At 45.0% G+C, this 21,674-nt stretch carries 17 protein-coding genes; 5 read left to right on the top strand and 12 right to left on the bottom strand.

Translation table 11 applies throughout. From position 1 onward, the window contains the following. Window positions 1-6 precede the first annotated feature (6 nt). The gene (locus JMA39_RS18100) at window positions 7-2,220 is read right to left on the bottom strand and encodes a molybdopterin-dependent oxidoreductase (RefSeq protein ID WP_202723280.1); all 2,214 of its coding nucleotides are present in this window, start codon (window positions 2,218-2,220) and stop codon (window positions 7-9) included. Window positions 2,221-2,422: 202 nt separating this feature from the next. Beyond that, entirely contained in the window at window positions 2,423-3,388 is a 966-nt protein-coding gene (locus JMA39_RS18095) for a LysR family transcriptional regulator (RefSeq protein ID WP_202723279.1), read from the bottom strand. A 532-nt stretch (window positions 3,389-3,920) separates the two neighbouring features. On the opposite strand from JMA39_RS18095, the gene JMA39_RS18090 reads away from it, so the two are divergent. The 3 genes from JMA39_RS18090 to JMA39_RS18080 all read left to right on the top strand — a co-directional run bounded on the left by JMA39_RS18090 (window position 3,921) and on the right by JMA39_RS18080 (window position 8,556). Continuing rightward, the gene (locus JMA39_RS18090) at window positions 3,921-4,616 is read left to right on the top strand and encodes a 4Fe-4S dicluster domain-containing protein (RefSeq protein ID WP_202723278.1); all 696 of its coding nucleotides are present in this window, start codon (window positions 3,921-3,923) and stop codon (window positions 4,614-4,616) included. A gap of 9 nt (window positions 4,617-4,625) precedes the next feature. After that, the gene (locus JMA39_RS18085; RefSeq protein ID WP_202723277.1) at window positions 4,626-7,661 is read left to right on the top strand and encodes a molybdopterin dinucleotide binding domain-containing protein; all 3,036 of its coding nucleotides are present in this window, start codon (window positions 4,626-4,628) and stop codon (window positions 7,659-7,661) included. A 310-nt stretch (window positions 7,662-7,971) separates the two neighbouring features. Continuing rightward, window positions 7,972-8,556, top strand: a complete 585-nt coding sequence (locus JMA39_RS18080; protein WP_202723276.1) for a hypothetical protein — start codon at window positions 7,972-7,974, stop codon at window positions 8,554-8,556. A 64-nt stretch (window positions 8,557-8,620) separates the two neighbouring features. Here JMA39_RS18080 and JMA39_RS18075 read toward each other — a convergent pair whose 3' ends face one another. The 4 genes from JMA39_RS18075 to JMA39_RS18060 form a co-directional block, all read right to left on the bottom strand. Next, window positions 8,621-9,187 carry a lipid-binding SYLF domain-containing protein gene (locus JMA39_RS18075; protein ID WP_202723275.1) on the bottom strand — a complete coding sequence of 189 codons (567 nt, stop codon included), beginning with the start codon at window positions 9,185-9,187 and terminating at the stop codon, window positions 8,621-8,623. Between the two features lie 160 nt (window positions 9,188-9,347). Then, a complete protein-coding gene (locus JMA39_RS18070) occupies window positions 9,348-11,405 on the bottom strand; it encodes a S9 family peptidase (protein WP_202723274.1) in 2,058 nt (685 codons plus the stop codon). A 145-nt stretch (window positions 11,406-11,550) separates the two neighbouring features. Continuing rightward, window positions 11,551-12,456 (bottom strand): hypothetical protein, encoded by a 906-nt coding sequence (locus JMA39_RS18065; protein ID WP_202723273.1) that lies wholly within the window; start codon window positions 12,454-12,456, stop codon window positions 11,551-11,553. A gap of 173 nt (window positions 12,457-12,629) precedes the next feature. Then, the gene (locus JMA39_RS18060) at window positions 12,630-15,284 is read right to left on the bottom strand and encodes a hybrid sensor histidine kinase/response regulator (RefSeq protein WP_202723272.1); all 2,655 of its coding nucleotides are present in this window, start codon (window positions 15,282-15,284) and stop codon (window positions 12,630-12,632) included. 102 nt (window positions 15,285-15,386) lie between these two features. On the opposite strand from JMA39_RS18060, the gene JMA39_RS18055 reads away from it, so the two are divergent. Both JMA39_RS18055 and JMA39_RS18050 read left to right on the top strand, forming a co-directional pair. Then, window positions 15,387-15,884, top strand: coding sequence for a hypothetical protein (locus JMA39_RS18055; protein WP_202723271.1), 498 nt, complete (start codon window positions 15,387-15,389; stop codon window positions 15,882-15,884). Between the two features lie 2 nt (window positions 15,885-15,886). Further along, window positions 15,887-16,927 carry a hypothetical protein gene (locus tag JMA39_RS18050; RefSeq protein WP_202723270.1) on the top strand — a complete coding sequence of 347 codons (1,041 nt, stop codon included), beginning with the start codon at window positions 15,887-15,889 and terminating at the stop codon, window positions 16,925-16,927. A gap of 80 nt (window positions 16,928-17,007) precedes the next feature. Here JMA39_RS18050 and JMA39_RS18045 read toward each other — a convergent pair whose 3' ends face one another. The 6 genes from JMA39_RS18045 to JMA39_RS18020 form a co-directional block, all read right to left on the bottom strand. Continuing rightward, the gene (locus JMA39_RS18045) at window positions 17,008-17,334 is read right to left on the bottom strand and encodes an Hpt domain-containing protein (RefSeq protein ID WP_202723269.1); all 327 of its coding nucleotides are present in this window, start codon (window positions 17,332-17,334) and stop codon (window positions 17,008-17,010) included. 95 nt (window positions 17,335-17,429) lie between these two features. Next, window positions 17,430-17,873: an ATP-binding protein gene (locus JMA39_RS18040; protein WP_202723268.1), complete on the bottom strand. Its 444-nt coding sequence runs from the start codon at window positions 17,871-17,873 to the stop codon at window positions 17,430-17,432. A gap of 11 nt (window positions 17,874-17,884) precedes the next feature. Further along, window positions 17,885-19,078 (bottom strand): sugar phosphate nucleotidyltransferase, encoded by a 1,194-nt coding sequence (locus JMA39_RS18035; RefSeq protein WP_202723267.1) that lies wholly within the window; start codon window positions 19,076-19,078, stop codon window positions 17,885-17,887. Window positions 19,079-19,090: 12 nt separating this feature from the next. Beyond that, window positions 19,091-19,423, bottom strand: coding sequence for an STAS domain-containing protein (locus JMA39_RS18030; RefSeq protein WP_202723266.1), 333 nt, complete (start codon window positions 19,421-19,423; stop codon window positions 19,091-19,093). A 13-nt stretch (window positions 19,424-19,436) separates the two neighbouring features. Beyond that, window positions 19,437-20,639 (bottom strand): PP2C family protein-serine/threonine phosphatase, encoded by a 1,203-nt coding sequence (locus tag JMA39_RS18025; protein WP_202723265.1) that lies wholly within the window; start codon window positions 20,637-20,639, stop codon window positions 19,437-19,439. Window positions 20,640-20,838: 199 nt separating this feature from the next. Next, window positions 20,839-21,234, bottom strand: a complete 396-nt coding sequence (locus tag JMA39_RS18020) for a nitrous oxide-stimulated promoter family protein (protein ID WP_202723264.1) — start codon at window positions 21,232-21,234, stop codon at window positions 20,839-20,841. Between the last annotated feature and the right edge of the window lie 440 nt (window positions 21,235-21,674).

The raw sequence follows: 21,674 nt of genomic DNA, 5'->3' as shown, positions 1-21,674 counted from the left end.
TACCCCTTAGGCTTTTTCTAGCGCGACATTGGTCGAGTGGTAGGCCGAGCAGCCACCCATATCGGTTAACTTGTCGGTGGTCAGGTTGTTGGTACAGCTCGCTTTACCGTAGGGATCCATACGGCGCCAGTTGTTCTTCGGTGCCATAACGGTGCCGCGGCCAACTTGTCCAGAAACCTGTGCGGTAAAGAAGGCCTCACCTCTATGGTTACTGAGCCTGACTCTGTCGTTATTTTTAATACCTAACTCTTTAGCATCTTCGGTGTTGATCTTGGCCAAATATGCTGGGAAGTTACGGATGTACTTAACGTTGTAAAAAGAGCTATTGGCACGCTGAGGAATAGCTGGAGATAGCATGCGGAACGGCAGTTTCTTCTCTTCTGGAATCATCTCGTCTTCAGGCAAGCCAAAGTCGATAACAGGGTGGTAGCCTGCATCTTTCATCATCTGTGAGTAGAACTCGATTTTGCCGCTGTCGGTCTTGTATTTGCCATCGCCAAAGAAGGGACGTTGATCGTAGACGGTGACAAATTTGTCTTCGATGATCTTCTCGTAGGTGATGTTATTGTGTCTAAATGCGGGCTCATCGGTATCGAGGAAGTCTCGCAAAATTTGCTCGTAATCGACTCGCATCTCTGGGTGGTAATCCAGTCCCATATGGGCTGCTAACTCTTTAAAGAAAATCCAGTTATCTTTAGATTCTCCTAGAGGTTCAATCACTTTCTCAGAGGTTTGCATGTGATAGCAGTTATAGTCGGTACCCATATCAGGGAACTCAAACTGGGTGGTTGATGGCACGATGATATCGGCAAGTTCTGCGGTATCTGTCATCAAGAAGTCATGGACCACAAGGAATAGATCATCACGCATTGCGCCTAGGCGGCAGGCATTTGAGTCAGGTGCAACCGAGACGAAGTTGCCGTTGTAGTTAATCACCGCCTTAATTGGCTTGATGGGTTTACCGTAAGCCGTTGGGTTGGTGGGATGAATCGCCTTGGCAATTTCAGTCATGTTCACGTGACCAACGGTGTCGCCGTTAGGGTGAATATGGTCTGCACGACCTTTAGAGTAGTTTAAGCTGTCATCGGCTTGGGTATTATCATAGATAAAACCGTTGCCAATCTTACCGTATTGGCCCGCGACAGCGTGCATCATGGCGATGGCACGAGACATACGGGCGCCGTTGTAGTTACGCTGCATGCCGTAACCTAAACGAATGACCGAAAGTTCTGATTCACCATAAACTTTGGCAAACTCGAACATTTTCTCTCTTGGTACACCTGTAACTTGCTCGATCTCGTCATAGCTCATCTCATCGAGACGCTTGAGCAGATCTTCATAGCCTAATGTATTAGCTTCGATAAACTTCATGTCGGCCAAGTCATTTTCAACTAGATACTTCATGATGCCCGTTGCGAGGTGCGTATCGGTACTTGGTTTAGGCTGCAACCAGATGTCAGCTTGTGACGCAATAGGTGTACGCATTGGGTTAACTACGAGCAATTTAGCGCCGTTATCGCGCGCCTGGTTGATGAACTTAATACCGTGCACGTTAGTGGCAGTTTCGTTCTGACCCCAAGAGATATAACAGTTGGTGTAAATATTGTCGTATGGATCCGGCCCCTGATAGGTACCTGTAACAGATTTAAGACCTTCATAAGCGGCGAAAACACACACTTTACGATCGAGCTTACGGGCACCGACTGCGTTAAAGAAACGGCTAGGTCCACCGTATTTACCGATAACGCCTTCATGACCAGAATAGCTGTATGGCAAAATGGAGTCAGCGCCATGCTCCTTGATGATCTGTTGTAAACGACTAGAGATTTTTGCATAGGCTTCATCCCAACTGATACGACGCCATTTACCTTCGCCTTTTTCACCTGCGCGTTCCATCGGGTGCAAAATACGATCGGCGGCATAGGTGTACTGCACGTACGCATGGCCTTTAACGCAAGGAGATGTCCCCATTTTTTTCATCTCGGATGCGCCTTCGACATAGGTCATACGGCCATTTTGTACGGTAAATTTCAGCAGACAACGGTCGGCACAATTTCGCTGACAAGTGTGATAAACGATTTTACCTTCACGTTTAAGCATCTTGTCGGGTGCACCACCGCGCTCTGTTGCATTGGCAATTCCTGGCATTAAGCCAGACAAAGAGCCGACAACAGAACTGGCTCCAACTCCCTGCAGGAAGGTGCGTCTGTTAATTTTCATATGTTTTCCCCATCTTGATAGTGTTGATTCACTATTTATTTTTGTAGCAAAGACGACATTAATATTGCTAAGTGAGAGGCTTGCTTCAGGCGTAGCAAGCACTCACTCGGTTACACACGGTTTAACTCAGGTAGAACTCCTCTAACTGCAAACTCTGGCCTCTCATCTGCGCAGAGTTCGACTTTCCCTATGGATTAAGAAGCTAGTCTTCACTGGCTAGACGCCATTCTCTTTCTAGCCCACAAATTAATTTTGATTTGACCCAGTTGAACGCGGCCGAATGGTTGGTATTGCCAAATAGGACATAGTTGCCAATCTCGCGGTTTTCGCGGCGACGAACTCGGCATTTCTGTGCTAGCTCTTCCGGTAATTTGACGTAATCGATACCGGGTAACATGTTGACGAACTGGCGGGTGAATTGATTACAGCTCAGAGTAATGGCATCGGTTTCACTCAATAACCGCATGGCTGATGCTAAACTGTCGGTGTACCCTTCCACTTCCATGCATAGATTTTGCTCGCGACAGAGATTAACCAGTAACGGACAACTAAGGTCGTCATAGTTATCGATCTCTAAACAGGAGTAGCGGGAAAGGTTTTTGAGTGTGGGTACTTGGCTTAGGATTGGGTGATCACGTCGAGCTAAAATATAGAGGCTGTCGGTTTCACTAAACATTTCGTAGTTGAGGTTCTTACCGTTAAATCCCTCATAGACGACAATAAAGTCCATATCGCCATTGGCCAGTTCAGTGCTGCAGTCATGGGTGAGCACTCTGACATCGAACCTTAGATTGGGCGCTTCCGTTAAGATATCGTTACGCACCACTTTTTGCACCGCATAGACAAATTCATCGTAGGCATGGATAACAAACTGTCCTCCCGATTCGGCTGGCGTGAACACCGAGTGTTGCATCTCTATTTTCTGATACTGTTCCACCAAACTCTTAGCCATGGGAATAAGTTGGTGAGTTTTTTCTGTGGCAATAAAACCGGAACAACGCCTTATAAAGAGTGAATCTTTAAATGTGTCTCTTAATATTTTTAATGTACGGCTGACACCAGAAGCTGTCATACCTAATTCATTTGCTGCCTGATGACTTTGACCATGTTCATATATGGCAATAAAGACTTTTAATTGATTGTAATTTAATTGGTCTATTTTGTTCATGGTAAATGCGGGCTGAATATATTTATTAATATAATCTATATGTGAGTTTTAATATGCAACGTTGTAAGTCACACTTTTAATAAGCTTATTTTTATATATTTGATATGGCTCTCGTGTTTTACATTTTAATTTTAGCAAATTGCAGTTTGTGATATTTGCTGTAGATATATCTGTAAACAGTGTTGTGAATCTGATTCTCGTTATTAAGTGGTACGGTAGTACGACTTTTGTGAATGCATGACTTTGAGTATCTTCTTGTATTTGCGTTGTTTTCTGTATTGTTGTGTGATTTGCGCATTGTTTTTAATTCGGGGTACTTAGATGTTGTGCAGTGTTTTTTATTGGTGAAAAGTTATCTTCTGATTTTATTTCATAAAAAAATAAATTATTTTTTTATTGTGACCTTTAATTGATATTCGTTTTTTTAATTAAACCTTTCTTTATCGTTTTATATTTTTGAGTGTATTTTAAATGTAAAGGTTTTATAAGTGGCTCGGTTGATTATTAACTGGAGTCATAATAAGGAATGATTATGTTAGATAGACGCTCCATATTAAAAATGGCTGCTGGTGGTGCAATGTTAACATTGATCCCTAGCGCTCAACTTCAAGCAAAAACTCCTGGTAAACGATTGGCTATGGTGTTTGATGTTCGCCGTTGCACTGGGTGTCTATCTTGCACCGTCTCCTGTGCTATGGAGAACCAAACTGATGCGGGCCGTTGTCGTACCCGAGTCAATCAGGCTGCGATTGAAACGCAAACAGGTTTATCTACATTGGCCGTACCAAACCAGTGTAATCAGTGTGATAACCCAGCTTGCGTGTATGTTTGCCCTGTTGAAGCGACCTATAAACGCAAAGAAGATGGCATTGTGGTGATTAATCATGATGAGTGTATTCATTGTCAACTTTGTGTCGATGCCTGTCCGTACGGAGCTAGACGTAAAGATGAGACCCTCAACTCACCTCCAGAGAAATGTAACTTTTGTATTCATCGCGTATCAGCAGGGTTATTGCCCGCTTGTGTGGAAACTTGCATTGGTGAGGCGCGCAATTTTGGCGACCTTAATGATCCTAACAGCAAGGTGTCGCAGTTAGTGCGAGACAACAAGGCGTACGCCATGTTGGCTGACGCGGGCACTAAGCCAAATATCTTCTATATCGGTTTACCGGAACACCCTAAAGATAAACAGATCTTGTCACTTAACTTCCTCGAATGGCAACGCTAGGAGCAGATAATGGATAGACGTAAATTTTTAACCCGAGCGGGCGTTGCCTCTGTCGCAGCTGCCACTGTGGGTTGTGGTGAGAAATCTCAACCAATACACCCGACACGTAGCCAAGATGTAGGCTGTTTTGGTCACCCAATCCCTGCGGAATGCCAGCAGGATGCCAATGGTGATTGGCAGCTCACACCGGGTGTGCGCACTGCGTACTCGCGCTGTTTTAGCTGTTATAACATTTGCGGTTTACGAGTCAGAATTGATGAAAAGAATGACAAAGTGCTCAAAGTTGGCGGCAATCCATACTGTGAGAACAACTCAGGTTCTCCTTTGCCTATTGAGACTAGCGTTAAACAGAGTTATATCGCACTAGCGGGGGAAAATGGTTTAACAAATCGTGCAACAACCTGTGCTAAAGGCGCTAGTTGTGCTGATTCGGTTGACGATGAGCGTCGAGTCACTCAGGTGCTTAAACGTGATGGTAAGCGTGGTGAAGGTCGCTGGGTAACGATTAGCTATGAACAAGCACTGCAAGAGATCCTGCAAGGTGGTGATCTGTTTGGTGAAGGTCATGTTGAAGGTCTGCGTAGTCTGCGTCAGCTCGATAAGCCTGTAAAGCCTGGCTTCCCTGAGTTTGGCAGCGCTGCTAACCACCTGTTTGCGACTTACTGTGCAGAAGATACTTTGCGTGGCAGTTTTTATGCTCGATTTATGCAGCAGTCTTGGGGCACCAGTAACTTAGGCACCAAACACGCCTATTGCGGCGCAGCGCAAGCGACAGGCTATAGTTTAGGCATGGCAGCAGGCTTTGAAGAGTGGCTCAATGATGTCGACTGGGAAAATGTTGAGTACGGTTTATTTATGGGCACAAGTCCCGGCTCTTCAGGCGTGAGCCTTAATCGTGTTGGCCGTGGTCTTGCCGACAGTCGTGTTGATCGAACGTTTAACTATGTCTGCGTTGATCCGCTACTTCGTACCACGGTGGCTGCCGATACCAATGCCACTTGGTTAGCGGTAAAGCCGGGTCAAGATGCCGCGTTCTCTTTTGGGGTTATTCGTACCATGCTCGAGGAGGGCTGGTTTAACAAAGCTCACCTTGAAGGTGCGAGTGAGAAAGCCGCTAAAGCGGCGGGTGAACTTAACTATACCAATGCGGGTCACTTGGTCATTGTCGATCCTAAACACCCGGATTATCGCCGTTTCGCTAAGGCGAAGGACTTTGGTTTAGGCGGTGATGAAGCCATTATCGTTAAGGCGGGTGGTAATACCTTGGTGGCGGCAGAATCTGGTGATAAGGCTGAGTTATTCGTAAGTCAGACCGTGAAAGATAAATCTGGGCGTAAGGTGAAGTTGGCGTCATCGCTTTATCTATTGCGAGAGGAAGCTAAGCGCACCAGCATGCAAGAGTACGCCGCTAAGTCGGGGATCAGCATCGAAGATATGCGCCAAGTGGCTAAAGATTTAGGTCAGTATGGCCGTAAAGCTTGTGTGGCGGGCAATGGCGGTACCAACTCATCGGATGGTTTTGTGATGGGCTGGATCTGGGCAACCTTGAATACTTTGGTGGGGAGTCACGATGCGAAAGGTGGCGCTATCTATGGTAATGGCCCAATCGGCGGCATGGAGGGGCGATACGACCTAGCTAATATCGATAATGGTGTCAGCCTCGATGGTGTGGTGAATGCCTGTCGAGATGGCGCTTATGAGTCGTCTACAGAGTACAAACAAAAAGTAGCTAAGGGGCAAAACCCATATCCAGCTAGCACCCCTTGGCATGAAGTGCTGCCTGCAATGAATGCGGCAGAGCAATGGACTAGTCATGCTAATAACGATCCCTACCAAGCGAAGGTGCTATTTAATTGGCGCAATAACTTCCTTTACAGTGCGGCATCGATAAGCCAAGAGGTTGTGGCAAGTATTGCCGATCCTAAGCGCCTGCCTTTGGTTATCGGTATCGATTGCCATATGAATGAGACCAATCGCTACGCAGATTACTTTATTCCTGACCGCTCTATGCTTGAAGAGTATGCTGCCGACCGTATGTGGGGATCGTACATGTTAGGCGTGGCTGCTGCTGCGCCGTTGGTGACACCAAGAACCGTTAAGAATGCAGCGGGTCAGCATGTTTGTATGGAGCAACTATTAGTTGATATCGCTCTGGATATGCAGCTCCCCGGTTTTGGTAAAGGCGTAATTGCCCATGAAGATGGTAGTAAAGCGGATCTGCTTTGCTTCGAAGATTGGCATGCAAAATACCTCGCCAACGTGGCATCTCAGTGTGAAAAACTGCCAACAGTTACAGACGAAGATAGGCAGTGGGCAGGCTTGGATTATGCCATGAAACCACTCACGCCAAGATTAACTGCAACTGAAGCTAACGAGGTCGAAGCACTATTATCCCGTGGTGGTTACTATGTTGCCAGTGAGCGCTATGACGGTGACTTTGTAAAGGGGGCTGAGCCAAAATGTTTGCAGCTTTACCATGAGGCGGTAGCACAACTGCGTCATGCTTATTCTGGTGAACACTATCCAGGCACCATTACTTATCATGAGCATAGATTCTGGAATGGCGATAGCTGGGAAAGTCATTGGCCAGCCTCCGAGTACCCATTGCTATTTTCTAGCTATAAGGCAACGGTGCGTTCAAACTATGCGGTGGCCTATAAACGCATTGCGGAGATAAGTCCGACTAACTTTGTTTATATGCATGAAGAAACGGCTAAACAGCAGGGGTTAACTGACGGCGATAAGGTCAAACTTATCACGGCTAATGGTAAGCCTGCTACAGGTCTACTGCAAACAGACTTTGGCGTTGCTCCGGGGGCTGTATGTGTTTCCCATGGCTTTGGGCATTCACAAGGCTTTGGTGGTGACGACAGGATTATCAATGGTGAGAAATTAGCGGGTCTCAAAGCGCGAGCGGGTGGGGTGGCTATTAATCAAATGATCCCCTCTGATCCAACACGTAAGCAAACGGCGAGCATGCTAAATGATTACTGGACGGGGGCTAACTGCCGCCACGGGATCCCTATCCGAGTGGAGAAGGCGTAAGCAAACGGCGAGTAGGCTGAATAACAGCAGTCCTCACCTAGAGGCGATAGTGGGGGCTGTCGATATATTACCGTTACGTGTAACTGACAAACTCAGCTGATTTATCTGTGTTTATCAGGGGGTGGCGGTAGATCCTGTGTGGCGTTTGCAGGGTTATCGCCTTGATAACACTCAATTCGTATCATCCTGCAACTTTCCCCTCAGCATTGTTTTCGCTGGGGGGACTTTTCTGCTTGGCGAAAGCTCAAATCACTTCAGCTAAAATTTATCTGTTTATGGTAGGGTTGAACCCCCATCATTGGAGATAATAATGAAAACAATAAAATACTCACAAATCGCCTTGTTAATGGCTACAAGCTTTTCGCTTCCGGCCATGGCTGTGACCTCAGAGCAGGCAGCTTTTTTCGATAACTTAGCTGCACATTGTGGTAAGGCTTTTGAAGGAACAGTCACTGCAGGCAATAGCGCGGATTCTGCTTTTAGCGGTAAGAAGCTTGTTATGCATGTACGTGAATGTAGCGACACTGTGCTTAAAGTGCCGTTTCATGTGGGGGATGACCATTCCCGTACTTGGGTGATCACTAAGACCCCTTATGGTTTGCACCTTGCCCACGATCATCGTCATAAAGACGGTAGTGAAGATAAGGTCACCATGTATGGAGGCATGACTGCCGATATGGGCAACGCAACGGAGCAGTCTTTCCCTGTCGATGCTTACTCGATTAATAACTTTAGAGAAAATGGTCTAGATGTCTCAGTGACCAACGTGTGGCATATGTACGTCAAACCACAAGAATTTACCTACCGTTTAACCCGAGAAAACCGCGACTTTAGAGTGGATTTTGATCTGACTAAGCCAGTCGATTTACCACCAGTACCTTGGGGTCATAAATAAAACTGTCTGCTGTAATATGTCTAGGTTCTAGTCTTTAATTGCTAGAACCTAGAATCTTCTTGTACTACTTCTCTTCAAAGGTAAACGATTGGCCTGCTAGGGCTGCTTCAAACATTAACCCGCCTTTAGCTACGGTAAATACCGCCATACCATTGATATAAGCTGCTTTAGCTGCGCCTTTCCCCGCACCTGCAGAGTTCCCCGTTGTACCAGCTTGGGCATTCGCGCCAATATTGATGGCGACTGCGGAGGCTTGAGCGCCGAATTCGAAGCTGCCACTGGTAAAGTCTCTGTAAGCGGCTTCATCTTTGAAGAAGATAACTTCGCTATAGGCTTGACCACCTAACTGAAATCCAAAAGATAGCTGAGTTAAGCTGGTGTCACCGGTATAGCTACCACCACGGTAAACTTTGCCTTTACCGTAAGCTGCACCAATACCAATACCGCCTTTTCCTACTGTTGGAAAAAGTGCATAACCGTAGGCGTTATTGAAGAATTTTTGCGTTTCGCTAGCTTGTTGAAAGGTGCTCTTCGCTTGAGCATAGCTATCTTCTGCGAGAGCCTGTGGGGCTATCATTACACTTGCAAGCAGACATAAGCTGGCGGTGATTCGTTTGATGAAGCTTGTCATTGCATTATCCTTATCTAGCAAACTGAGCTAAACCTTAGCATACCCTTACTGAACAGAAAGTGAATGCCGGAATTGTAACTGGGGTTATCTATTTAAAGATAAATAAAAGCGCCGATAGGCGCTTTTATAGGAGTAGTTAATCGACTCTATAACAGATGACTTATTCGACAGGCTGGCCTAATACATAGTGATTAAACCATTTCTGATCCCACTCCATCTTAGCCTTACGATGCTGGTACTTACTCAGGCCGTGGCCTTCACCCGGATAGACAACTAGCTCGACAGGCACGTTGAGGTAGTGGTGCAGCGCGCGATATAGACCTTGTGCATGACCCAGTGGTACACGCTGATCGCCTTCGCCAATATGGATTAACGTCGGGGTCTTGATCTGATCAGCATATGTCAGTGACGAACCATGGTTATAGGCTTCAGGCTTTTCCCAAGGTAGACCTTCCATAAAGTTGACCACATGGCCAGGGGTATCTTCGAGGATCCACTGTAGGCGTTGATCGAACACGCCTGCACCAGAACTTGCCGCTTTAAAGCGGTTATTGGTACTAATAAGGGCATTAGTAAGGTAGCCACCGTTACTCCAACCCATGACGGCCATCTTGTCACCATCGACAATGCCGTCTGCTATCAGTTGATCGACACCAGCCATGATATCTTTGACTTCAATGTCATGCTCACGGCCTACCAGATCGGTAAGGAACTTATCGCCATAGCCTGTAGAGCCACGATAGTTTGGTGACAGTAGCGCCCAACCGTTGGCGGTAAAGGTCGAACGACCGTAGGATCTATGTTGTAGTGCATAAGGTGTTGCCGCAGTCGGACCACCATGGATCTGCACGATTAATGGTAGTGGTCCATCTTCCTTCTTATAACCTGCTGGCAGATCCAATATGCCTTCGACCACTGCGCCATCGGGAGCTGTCCACTTGACGATGGAGACTTGTGGCAGCTTCCAGTTATCGACTTGTGGGTTGATATTGGTCAGTCGTTTAGCCTTGGCACGACTGCTGTTGGCATCGGCGATAAACATATCGGAGAAGTGATCTAAGCCGTTATGGCTGAAGGCAACGGATTTACCGTTTTGGCTAAAGCTATAGCTGCCAATAACCATGTCACCCGGGATAACTGTGCGGGTGCCGCCCTGCTCGCCATCATCGATTTCAGTACAGAACAGTTTTATTCGACCATGATCTGCGCCGCGATAACAGATCTCATCACTGTTTGGTCGCCAAGTCAGATCGCTTGATGTCAGTGTGACATCACCGGGGCGACTCACCTCTAACGATGGTTTATCTGTGGCTTTTGCATCGGCGATAAATAGCTGGCCAGGGTGGCCATCATAGTCAATTCTAAAGGCGAGTTCCGTGTTGTCTTGCCAAGCTAAACCCAATAGCCAGCCATATGGAGAGGGAGCATTATCACGCCACTGGGTATCCGCGAGTATACTATTTTGTTGGGTTTTGGTATCGAAGATCTCAACGTCTGACCAACCCTCTAGGAATACCAGTTCGTTGTCAGTGGTGGTGATGCGGGCAATTTTGCTGCCATCTTCGCTGACCTTAAATTCCCAAACCACTTTGTCATCATCGAGGAGTAGCTTTTGCTTAAAATGTTCGAGATCGAGTTGATATAAGGGGTTAGTCGTTTGTTCACCGTGGCCGTATTTTGGGGCGCTGTGACTGGTACGCATCGAAGCCCATTGATCTTTATCGGTTGTGGTTTTTGTGGCTAAAAAGTATAAGCTCTTGCCATCGTGGCTGAGTTCAAACCCTGCCACTCCTTCGGCTTCCTTGGTCATCGGCTGGCTATCGCCGCTATTAACCGATATACGGAATACCTGAGTCTTGCCGTTGAAGGGAGCTTTTGCCCCTTCCTGTTTTACTTTTCCAAGGTAGTAAACGTACTCACCATCAGGGCTCCACTGGGGGCTAGATTCACTCTCATTAGTAAAGGTCATGCGCTTTGATTGACGAGACTTGATGTCGACTAGCCACAGGTCGCGTTGACTCTTATCTAGCTCCTTGTCCCAGCGGGACTCTAGCCAGACTGCTTGTTTACCATTCGGGCTAAGAGTTACCGAGCCCATGTTACCGATATCAAAGAAGTCATCTATGGTGATATCGTGGGTTCTCTCCGCCGCCATAGCGGAGAAACTGCAGCCGAGCAGCGCGGCAGCAAGCACTGACTGCTTGTGTGTTGGTATCATGTATTAATTCCTACCCTTCAATATGTTGTTATTGTTTTGATGTTTTCTTGAAATAAGGGCTAATACACTAGCGTAACTTTTACGCAGTTGGCTATGAAAAATATTCAATCAATTATGTTTGTTTGTGATAAGTCAAAAGCGGAAATTATTGATGCTTAGATTCTTTAAGTTGCTCATCTTCTCGCATCAACTGCTGTAGGTAGGCAAGCTCTTCAGAGCTAAGTAACTGCTGACTGGCTTGCATCGGTTTCTTTTGTTGTGGCTGCCGGGTAAGTTTTCCGCGCAGAAAGGCGGCTCGAGTGATCTGCTTGAGACCGTAGATTGCCAATATGTACACAGTCAACAGTAAGGTCAGTTTCGTTGCTGCTTGATTGATAATAATGGCCTGATCACCAAAGTAAAACGGAAGTAGAATAAGTGCGGCTCTGATAAGCCAATTACTCATAAGCGCTAGGGTTAATACCAGTAGCCAGCGAAATTTGATGTCTTTCAGACTGTCTTGATGTAAGCGTGATACTCGGCCTGGATAGCGACTCAGCATTTTTATGATGTAGTAAAAATAGATCCCCGTTTGGATAAAGAGTAGGGCGGGTAGCAGCATGGCAAATAAGCTTAAATGGCTGAGATCCAGAGGCTGTGGCAAGCCAATATCAGACCACTGGTTGGCGAATAGTACTCGAAAGCCTATGGTCAGAATCACAAGAATAGCGATGATCAGTGCAGGGTAAAAGTGGCGGGAAAAACCAATAGGTTGTTCGATATCATTGAGACTACGATCGCAATAAAGATAGAGCAGAGGCATTACCAGAAAGTAGACTGGGATGATTAAGATAAATAACAGGTGTATGGGGGCTGGAGCATTGTCACTGGTCAGTAGGCCAGTAAAGAAATACAGCGCCATTAGGCTGAAGATGTCTCCAAGGATCCTATTAGTGCCATTTTTTTCATGGTAGATATAGCGGATGTACAAACCTAGGCCTAGACAGTGAATACCGCCAAGCAATGAGAGCCACCAATAACCTTGAGAGAAAAACTCACTAAATTCATTCATGCCAAAATCATTTCAACCTAATGTTGCTCTAGATGCAAGTGTTAAACCTTTAAAAGCAACCAATTAATAGCAATATATTCTGATACTCAGGCTGTAAGCGAATAAGAATAACTATTTTTGCTAGCTATTGTGAAGGGCTTGCTAGCGGAGCCGGGGACATCAATGGGGTAAGCTTAACTGGCAAGCTTGGAGACGGATTTAAGTTTATGCAGCAAGGCTTCTTTTTTAAACGGTTTAGCAAGGTAATCATCCATGCCGGATTGGTAACACCTTTCAATATCCTGATCGAGCACGCTGGCGGTTAAAGCTATGATAGGGTGCCTAGATTGAGAGTTCAGCCCTTCCCATTCTCTAATTTTTTCCGTTGCCGTAAAGCCGTCCATCACTGGCATCATACAGTCCATTAAAATGGCGTTAAAAGCCTCTCCCGAACTGATGAAATCTAAAGCCTCTTGGCCGTTATTAGCGATAATACAATCGAACCCCGCCTGCTTAACGAGTAAGGATGCCACTTTTTGGTTTACTAAGTTGTCTTCTACTATCAATATCACAATCTTCACTTTTTCTGGCTCTTCTGCGAGCTGATTATTGATAGCGCTGTTTGAGTCTTGCTTCAGCCGCAAGTTACGGTTCTCTAGCCCATTGCTTACTGCATTTTTAAAGCGATTACCTAGTAACGGTAGCGTTACTGTCGCGTCCATATTATCTAATTCTCGTTTCTCTGTTGGTGTATTGATTGCTATCGTAAAAATATCCTTCTGTCTTAGCAGCTCAGGCAAAGCCGCAAGGGTGTCTCTGGTTGATGAAAAACTGTCAATAAATAACAGATCAAATATTTGTTTCTCTTGTAATAGATCGAAGCAAGATTGATAGTGGAAGTTGAGATTAAAACCGTATTGCTGACATTCTCTATTAAGTCGTTCACTAAGCTCCGAGTTATTAGAGATAAGCGCAGTCGTTAAGCCTTCGAACTGGTTTGATACTGGTTTTTCTTGAGTAATAATTTGAGAGCGTAGTTTAATTGAGAAGCAGCAACCTTTTCCTTTCTCAGAGATAAGGCCGATCTCTCCACCCATTAATGTTATGAGTTGCTTACAAATAGCGAGCCCTAGCCCTGTGCCACCAAACTCTCTTGTTGTCGTGTCATCTTCTTGAGTGAAGGGAGAGAATATATGTTGTTGTTTCTCTTTTGCGATACCGATACCGCTATCATGAACACTTATGAGTAGGTCGCAATATCCTGCAGCATTACAACAGGATATGACCACCTTAATCCCACCTTCGTGGGTAAACTTCACTGCGTTAGAGAGTAAGTTGACGAGTACCTGTTTCATACGGTGTTCGTCGAGGGAGACAAGATAGGGCGTGTCGTTATCTATCTTGACTTCTAAGGTCAGGTTTTTCTCGGCGATCTTTGGCAGTACTATGGTTAAGGTGTCATACACTACCTCGGTAATGTCAGCGTCGGTATTAGTGATTGAGAGGTTACCAGACTCAATCTTAGATAGGTCGAGTATGTCATTGATTAGAATGAGTAATGTTTGAGATGAGGTCTCGATGGTTTGCAGGTACTCACTCTGAGTTGCCGTCAGTTTTGTGCCAGCCATAATATCTGACATGCCTATAATACCGTTGAGCGGCGTTCTAATCTCATGAGACATATTAGCTAAAAATGAACTCTTGGCCTGATTGGCTTTTTCTGCTTCTCGTTTTGCTTGTAATATTTTTAGTTCATTTTGGTGGCGCTCATTGATGAGCTTATTGAGTGTTTTGGAAAATAGGCTCAATTCATCGTTACCCTCCTCGCTAATTTTCTGAGAATAGTCGTGAGTCTCCTCGATGTGTGACATGGTGTTAATCACATGGCTTAGGTAATTGATTATCCGTCGGTAGAGGTTGGCTCCGATGATGGCAATAATGATTAGTGAGATAAATAGCGCAGTGCAAAATAACCAAATAAGATTTTTTGATTGGGCTATCTCGCTTTGAATATTGCTGCTGAGCTTTACGGAAAAGCTGCTCACGACATATTGGATTAAATCAAGACGCTGGCTGAATGCTTCTAAACTGATATTGGGAGTATTGGTTAATGCTTGCTTATCTAAAATATGGCTCCTTAATTGATAACTTTGCTCAAAAGCCTTATCAGAAAAAGTACTGAGTAAGAGTGAAACCTGCTCAGGTTTGGCGTTAATATCAATAAAGCGCTCCACAAAAAGCTGCTGACGCTCTGTGATGGAATTTAACTGGCTCAGTAGTTCACTATCATCGCGATTTTGTAGCAATAGATTGATTAACCATTTCTCTTCTGTAGACCACAAAGACAGCCATTGCAGTTGGTACAATATTGCAAGCTGCTGATTTATTTCATCGTTAAATCCTGAGTTATCCTTCTCCAGTGTGTTGAGTGCTTGAACCTGTAGTTCGTTAAACCAAGCCGACCAGTCTGCGAGATCTTCAGTACTCACTTCTGTTAATTCTTTTAGGGCATCATTGGTGCTAGCTAACCAAGACTCCATCTCTAAGTTGTTCTTGGCAGTAAATGTTTGGGGTAGTTGCTGTGCTATTTTGCTGAGCGAAGGGGTTAAGGGGGCTAGTGTCACCTTGGTGTTGTGTTTGAATAACTGCTCTCTTGCTTGGTTGGTAAGCTTGTTTAGTTGAGATAGTGACTCCAAAAAGCTCACTTTACTGTTAAGAGTATTTAAAGCTCGAACATTTTCTCTCTGTTTTTTGACCTCTAATGCCGATAAAAAAGAGGCAAAAATGAGTGGTAATAGCACTAAGGCTAGCATGCGTATTTTTATCGAAGCATGATTGAATATGCTCATTTCTACTCCATGAATTGAACAAGTTAGCGCGATTCTTGTAGTTTAACTTAGCCTTGACTATATTCAGCATAGTACAAAAACTATCTAGGATTGAGGGTTTTAATGTTTAAGGGATTAAGCGTGCGAGTTAGGCCTGTCTATTTTCAGCTCTTTGTCGTGCTGGTGCTTTGTTGTATCTCTTCTCCCCTTCTCGCTGTCGAAGCCAGCATCGATGAAAACGACGATATTGAATTTGCTATTTTTAGCCTTAATGATGACTTGCCCCCCTTGAGTAAGAGCAAGGCGAGAATGCTCTATCGCGGTAAGAGTAAGAAAATATCGGGCAGCTTGAAAATTGTCTTGGTAGACCTTCCTGAAACCTCCATTCATAGAGAAGAGTTTTATAAGATGCTACTCGGCAAGTCTGTTTCGCAGATGAATGGCTACTGGGCGGGGCTTGCATTTTCGGGCAGAGGCTCTCCGCCTGATGAGCTTGACAGTGATGATATTAAACAGATTTTAAAATGGCTTAATGATAACCCTAACGGCATAGCCTATGCGCCTATCGAATCAGTGCCAGCAGAAGTCAATATCTTGATAACCGTGCCTCAGGGAGAGTAGTCATGTTATTTCGCCGAACATTCTTTATTGTATTATCTTCAATCATATTTCTACCTGTCGCGCAGGCGAGCGTTGAACTTACCGACAATATTTCTCTTAGTGGGTTTGGCTCTACTGCTATCAGTAAGACTGATAATCGCACCCCGCTGTTTATTAGTAGGGAGATCACCGAAAGCACCTGTTATGACTGTGACACCATATTGGGTTTGCAGCTAGATGTTGAGCTACTCGATAGCTTAAGTGCATCTGGGCAGGTGGTTAAACGTACGCAGGACAAGTGGAGCGATCCTGTGCTTGAGTGGGCCTATCTTTCATATGAGTTTGATGATTTTGAGGTGAGAGCAGGGCGTTTGCGTTTACCGCTATTTCTGGTTTCTGAGTACTATTATGTTGGACAGGCCTACCCTTGGGCTAGACCTCCTCAGGAGGTGTATGACAGCATTTTAGGATTTACATTTTATGATGGCCTGTCTGTTGCTTGGGATTATGAGATTTCCGATGAGCTCCTGTTAACCGTGTCGCCCTATTACGGCTTTGATAGGATAAACAAGGTGGAGTTGGGGGATAATTTACTGACATTTGATACCGAATATATGGCCGGGATCTATGTTGACTTAGTTGGGTTTAACTATCGAATCCATAGTGGATTTACGCAGGCAAAATATCGGCAGCAACCTTCGGTAGAGCAGCAAAAGCTGGATATTTATACTCTGGGCGCCGAGTACAGCTATGAGTCTTGGCTTTGGATGGCAGAGGTAGAGGTTGATCGTTTGCAGACTAACTGGTATGCCTCGGCGATCTATGCCTTTGACTATCTATCTCCCTATCTGACCTACGGTGAAAGTCATCAATTACGCAAGTCTAAAGGAGTGACAGCAGGGGTTAGATATGATGCGACTTCGAGCATTTCCTTCAATCTCGAGTACCAGATGATCTTCTCTCAAGAAGAGGGAAATCGGGCTCAGTTTGTGACGTCTCCACTGGAGTATGGTGAAAGTGCTGATGTGGATTTAGTTAGCCTTACCGTAAACTTTGTATTTTGATTTTTGATTAAGGCTAAGAGCGTGGGGCATAGGTAGCAGGCTAGCCGATCCTGCTTAGCTTTCAGGGTGAATAGCGTCGGTTATTGTAGGATTGCTGCTATTTGCTGATTAATGGTTTGGATTTCGCTACACAAGTTGTTTATTGCTATTTGCTCTGGGAGTAAGCCGCCTTTTGAGCTCGACTCAACGACTTGGGCCAAGCTTACTGCATCTTGTGCACACAGGTTACTGAACATGCCTTTGAGCTCATGGCTGATACGGAATAATCCATCTATATCTTCTGTTCGATAGCTTTGCTGAATATGCTTGGCACTTTGGCCATACTCTTCGATATAGAGGGTAAGTAGCATGTTCAGCATAGAATCATCGCCATCACAGAGTGCTTTTAATTCATCAACCTTAATCATAAACTCTCCCTTAATTGTATGGGCAATTAATCGCTATCAAGCGATGCCAGTTAATTTGTGACTATATTTGTTGTAATTAGGGTAAGCCTAATCCTTTAGCTTGTCTTTCTCAGTAGCCTGAAAGTGTTTCGACTCTTATGTGAATGGTATTCTATTTTGTCTGAAAGCTGCTGGATGATCTTCAGTCCTCTGCGGCTTTGCAACCAAGTATTGGGATCGGCCGCCAATGGCTCTATAAAGTCCATCTTGGGGAGATCTTTAAGGATATGTGTCGGCATCGAATCGCCGTAGTCAGAGACCTCAATAACTAATTTACTTGTATCACTTAGGTAGGAGGTGATCTCAAACTTGGCACCTTCAAGATTTGAGTAGGCATGCTCAAAGACGTTATTGACGATTTCGACTAGGCACAGCTCCATCTGCCCGGTAACTGCGACATCTAATCCGAGTGATTGCCAAAAAGGAAGAATATCAGAGGCCACTGTACGAGATGCCTCCAAACAGCTTGAGTATTGTTTATGAAACTTCCCTGTACTCACATCATCTCTCCCTATTTCACTTGCTGTAATGGTGCCAAAATATCGTGGGGAATGGGCGTCGACTTGTAGAGATTATCGATAGTGGCAACGCCACCTATGGGGCGTGATACATTACGATTTTTTAGAATATGGACGTACTGGCATTCCGTTAATAGCTGGGTATAGCCATCGTGGCCCAATAAGTAATCTCCAAACATGGTTTTATTAACGATGTAAGCGTCGTCAGCGAGGTGAATATAGTCACAAATGAGGGTGTTGCTCACTAGGCTCTTAGCTTCGACCTTACAATTGGCACCAATAACGACCGGGCCTATGATGGTTGCGCCATCTTGAACTTCGCTGCCACTGCTAATGATAACGGGAGGGGTAATGTTACATTTACTGGTGTCGACACGGGTATTGATGCCTAGCCATACACCTGGAGATACTTGGGTGCCAGGGATTGGGTAGCCTTTGACCTTACCGCTAATAATATCGCTGGTAACTTCCCATACATCTTTGACTTTGCCGACATCTAGCCATTGGAAGTCCATATTTATGGCATAGAAGTTGGCTTGGCGCTCGACAAGTAGCGGGAAGAGATCGCTACCGATATCAAACTCTATATCTCTAGGAATAAAGTCAAAAATAGCGGGCTCAAAGATATAGATGCCGGTATTAATGTTGTTAGAAAGAGCCTCGGATTCTGCGGGTTTTTCTTGGAAGCTGGTGACCTGATTGTACTTGTCGGTGACCACGACACCATATTTACTCACTTCGGAGCTGTCGACCTCTTTGGTGATGATAGTTGCGATTCCGCCATGCTTCTTGTGATGCTCTACGGCTTCTTTTAAGTCCAGATCTATCCAAGCATCCCCACATACCACGACGAAGGTTTCATCAAAGAAACCAGAAAAGTCCTGTATTTTTCGCATGCCACCAGCACTGCCGAGTGCCTGACTAACATATTCGCCATCGACCTCTTTCGCCTCATAGGAGTATGAGAGCTGAACGTTGAAATGGTGGCCGTCACCAAAATAATTTTCGATTATCTCAGCCAAATGACTAGTATTTACCACTATCTTGTCGATGCCATGCTTAGCAAACAGCTGGATCATCGACTCCATCACGGGCTTGCCTAGAATTGGAACCATAGGTTTTGGTATTGCATAGGAGATAGGTTTAATGCGTGTGCCTTTCCCTGCGGCAAGTATCATTCCTTTCATCACACAGTCCTTTTAAGTGGTAGGCGCGAGAGCGTCTTCTATCGTTGGGTGACTTAATATCAGCTTATCTATTCGAGTCAGCTTGAGTAGGTCTAAGATGGGCTTTTGTGGATTAACGATACTAATCTTGGTGTTGCGTAGCATCTTGTAGGCGCCCATCACGGCTCCTAGTCCACTGCTATCCATAAAGCGAACATCACCGAGATCCAGAACCAAGTGGTCGCGGATGTTGCCTTGTATTTTTTCGAGTTCTTCACGAAATGAGGGGGCTAGCTTAGCGTCAAATCTCGCCTCTCTAACTTGGATCACTGTGTATTGACCTTTCTCGATTATGTCGAATTGCATACTGTGTCCTCGATTAATTTCCTTTCCATTCAAATACTAATAAGCTGATGTCATCATTGAATTGCGCTGTACCTGACCAACTTTTGAGTGTCTCTACTATGGTGTCGGTCTGCTTGGCTGCAGGCTGATCGGCTAAGTCCTGAACTAGCTGCTTTAAACCTTGTTCAGAAAATTGTTGATTGTCACTGGATTCGGCCTCGGTGATACCGTCTGAATAGAGAAATATTCGGTCACCGCAATTGAGTTGTACCTGCTCGGTTTGGAAATCGGCGAAATCGAACATGCCAACGACAAAGCTTTCTTGTTGTATGAAGAGACACTGTTGTTGCTGTTTTTGCAACCAGATCATCGGCGGGTGACCCGCGAAGGCATAGTTTAATAGTCCGCTTTTAGTGTTAAGCACGGCATAAACCATAGTGAAATAGAGATTATTATCATCCTGGTTGATGTAGCTCCGGTTGAGCCTAGCTAATACTTCACTGGGATCCCTGAGGCTATAAAAGGGATCGGTTTCCTTCTTGCGTTTTACATTAGAGTTGCTGGCGGAGTTGGAGCTAATACTTTGCTGGATGGCAAAAGACATCAATGCCGAAGTGACTCCGTGCCCCGACACATCAAACAGGTAGATAGCAATATGGTCTTCATCTAGCTGCATACAACCAAGCATATCGCCCCCTATTTGGGCGCTAGGAATATGTGTGTAGTGAAGTTCAACGCCTTGGAAAGAGGTTTGACTAGGAAGCATGCGGCGGATTAATAAGTTGGCTGACTCTAGATCTTCCTTCATGGTGGCATAGGCCCGGTCTAGTTCAATATTTTTGGTTATAAGCTGGTTGTGTAATTCTAGGTTTCTTAGCCCCGCCTTTAGTCGAGCATCGAGTTCGTTAATATTGGTATCTTTGGCGACAAAGTCATCGGCTCCGGCATTAATTCCTTCGACAATAGATTCTTTATCATCACGCCCTGACAGTAAAACGAAGAAGATGTAGCGGCCATATTCGGGAGATTTTAAGCGATAACAAAGTTCGATGCCGTTTAAGCCGGGCATCATCCAGTCACTGAGAACTAGCTGGATAGAGGGGTGCTTATCGAGTTGAGCAAGAGCATCGATTCCATTAAAGGCACTAATGACTCGATAACCCCTTGAAGAGAGCATTTTAGTCATCAGCAACTGCATGACCTTATTGTCTTCAACGAGTAGGATTTCTTTGCTCAAATTTTCAGCCTCCATGCCGTATCTGTTACTGAGTGAAATTAGACATCCAGCTTTGAATAAGTCCTTTTACTTTTCAAAAGTCTAGTAGTGAATTTCAAATACACAAGCAAGTTACAAATCTGGAGTTGAAATAAAGGTGATTTTATCTAGCGGATTATCTATCTCGTCCAAGAGCCGCTTTGAGCTTGGACGAGGCTTGTTAGTCCTTTATGGAAACTTTTATGCGCTGGTGGCGATTAGAGCTTGCCTCTGGCGGCTTACCTGGGGCTGGGTGACGTTCAGATAGTAGATGACGAACAGCCATTATGGGATGAGGCAATAGCATTCTTGGGCCGGCAAAAATCATGATCTCACGTGCCTTGGCCTTCATGTGAGGTTTGTAGCAATGCACTGGGCATTTGTTGCAGGTTGGCTTTTCCTGGCCATAGGGGCATCTGTCTAAGCGAGTATGAGCGTATTCGATAAAGCTTTCACACTCTTCGCAAGGGTGACTGTCAGACTCTTTATGGTGTGCCTTACAGTAGATCTTCACCATTGCGGAAATTGTCTTAAACTCTCTGAGAAGTTTGCCACTGAGCAGTTGTTCAAATGCCATGAGATACCTTAGTAACTTACTGGGTTATTTTCATAATAAGTGGGTTATCTTTTAGTGACAAAATATAAGGGCGAAAGTTTGAAGGTGTGCACAAAATAGTGCTTATTAACTGACTGGCAACGAGTCTTATGCATCACTTCTTCATTTTGCTCAAGTATCAGTTCAATAAAGTAAAAATAGATAGCGCTCTATTGTTAGATGCGGCCTAGAATAAAGGGAAAGAGATTGAGAGACACATGACTCGATTGGGTAAGTCGCAAACGGCAAAGTTGTTGCTGCAGAGGAATACTGCAAGAAGATGAATTTATAGAAAGTTGTGCTGTCGATTTGGTTCAAGGCTATTATCTAGCAAAGGCTTATCCTTTGAAGAGTTCTCCGACCCTAATGCAGCTAACATCTTAATCGCTAAGCTTATTTATGCTTTGTAATACCCCAAAAAA

This window comes from Shewanella schlegeliana (assembly GCF_016765635.1).
Classification (GTDB): Bacteria; Pseudomonadota; Gammaproteobacteria; order Enterobacterales; family Shewanellaceae; genus Shewanella; species Shewanella schlegeliana.
The sequence above is the reverse complement of the archived record's forward strand: the minus strand, read 5'-3'. Positions and strand labels throughout refer to the sequence as shown.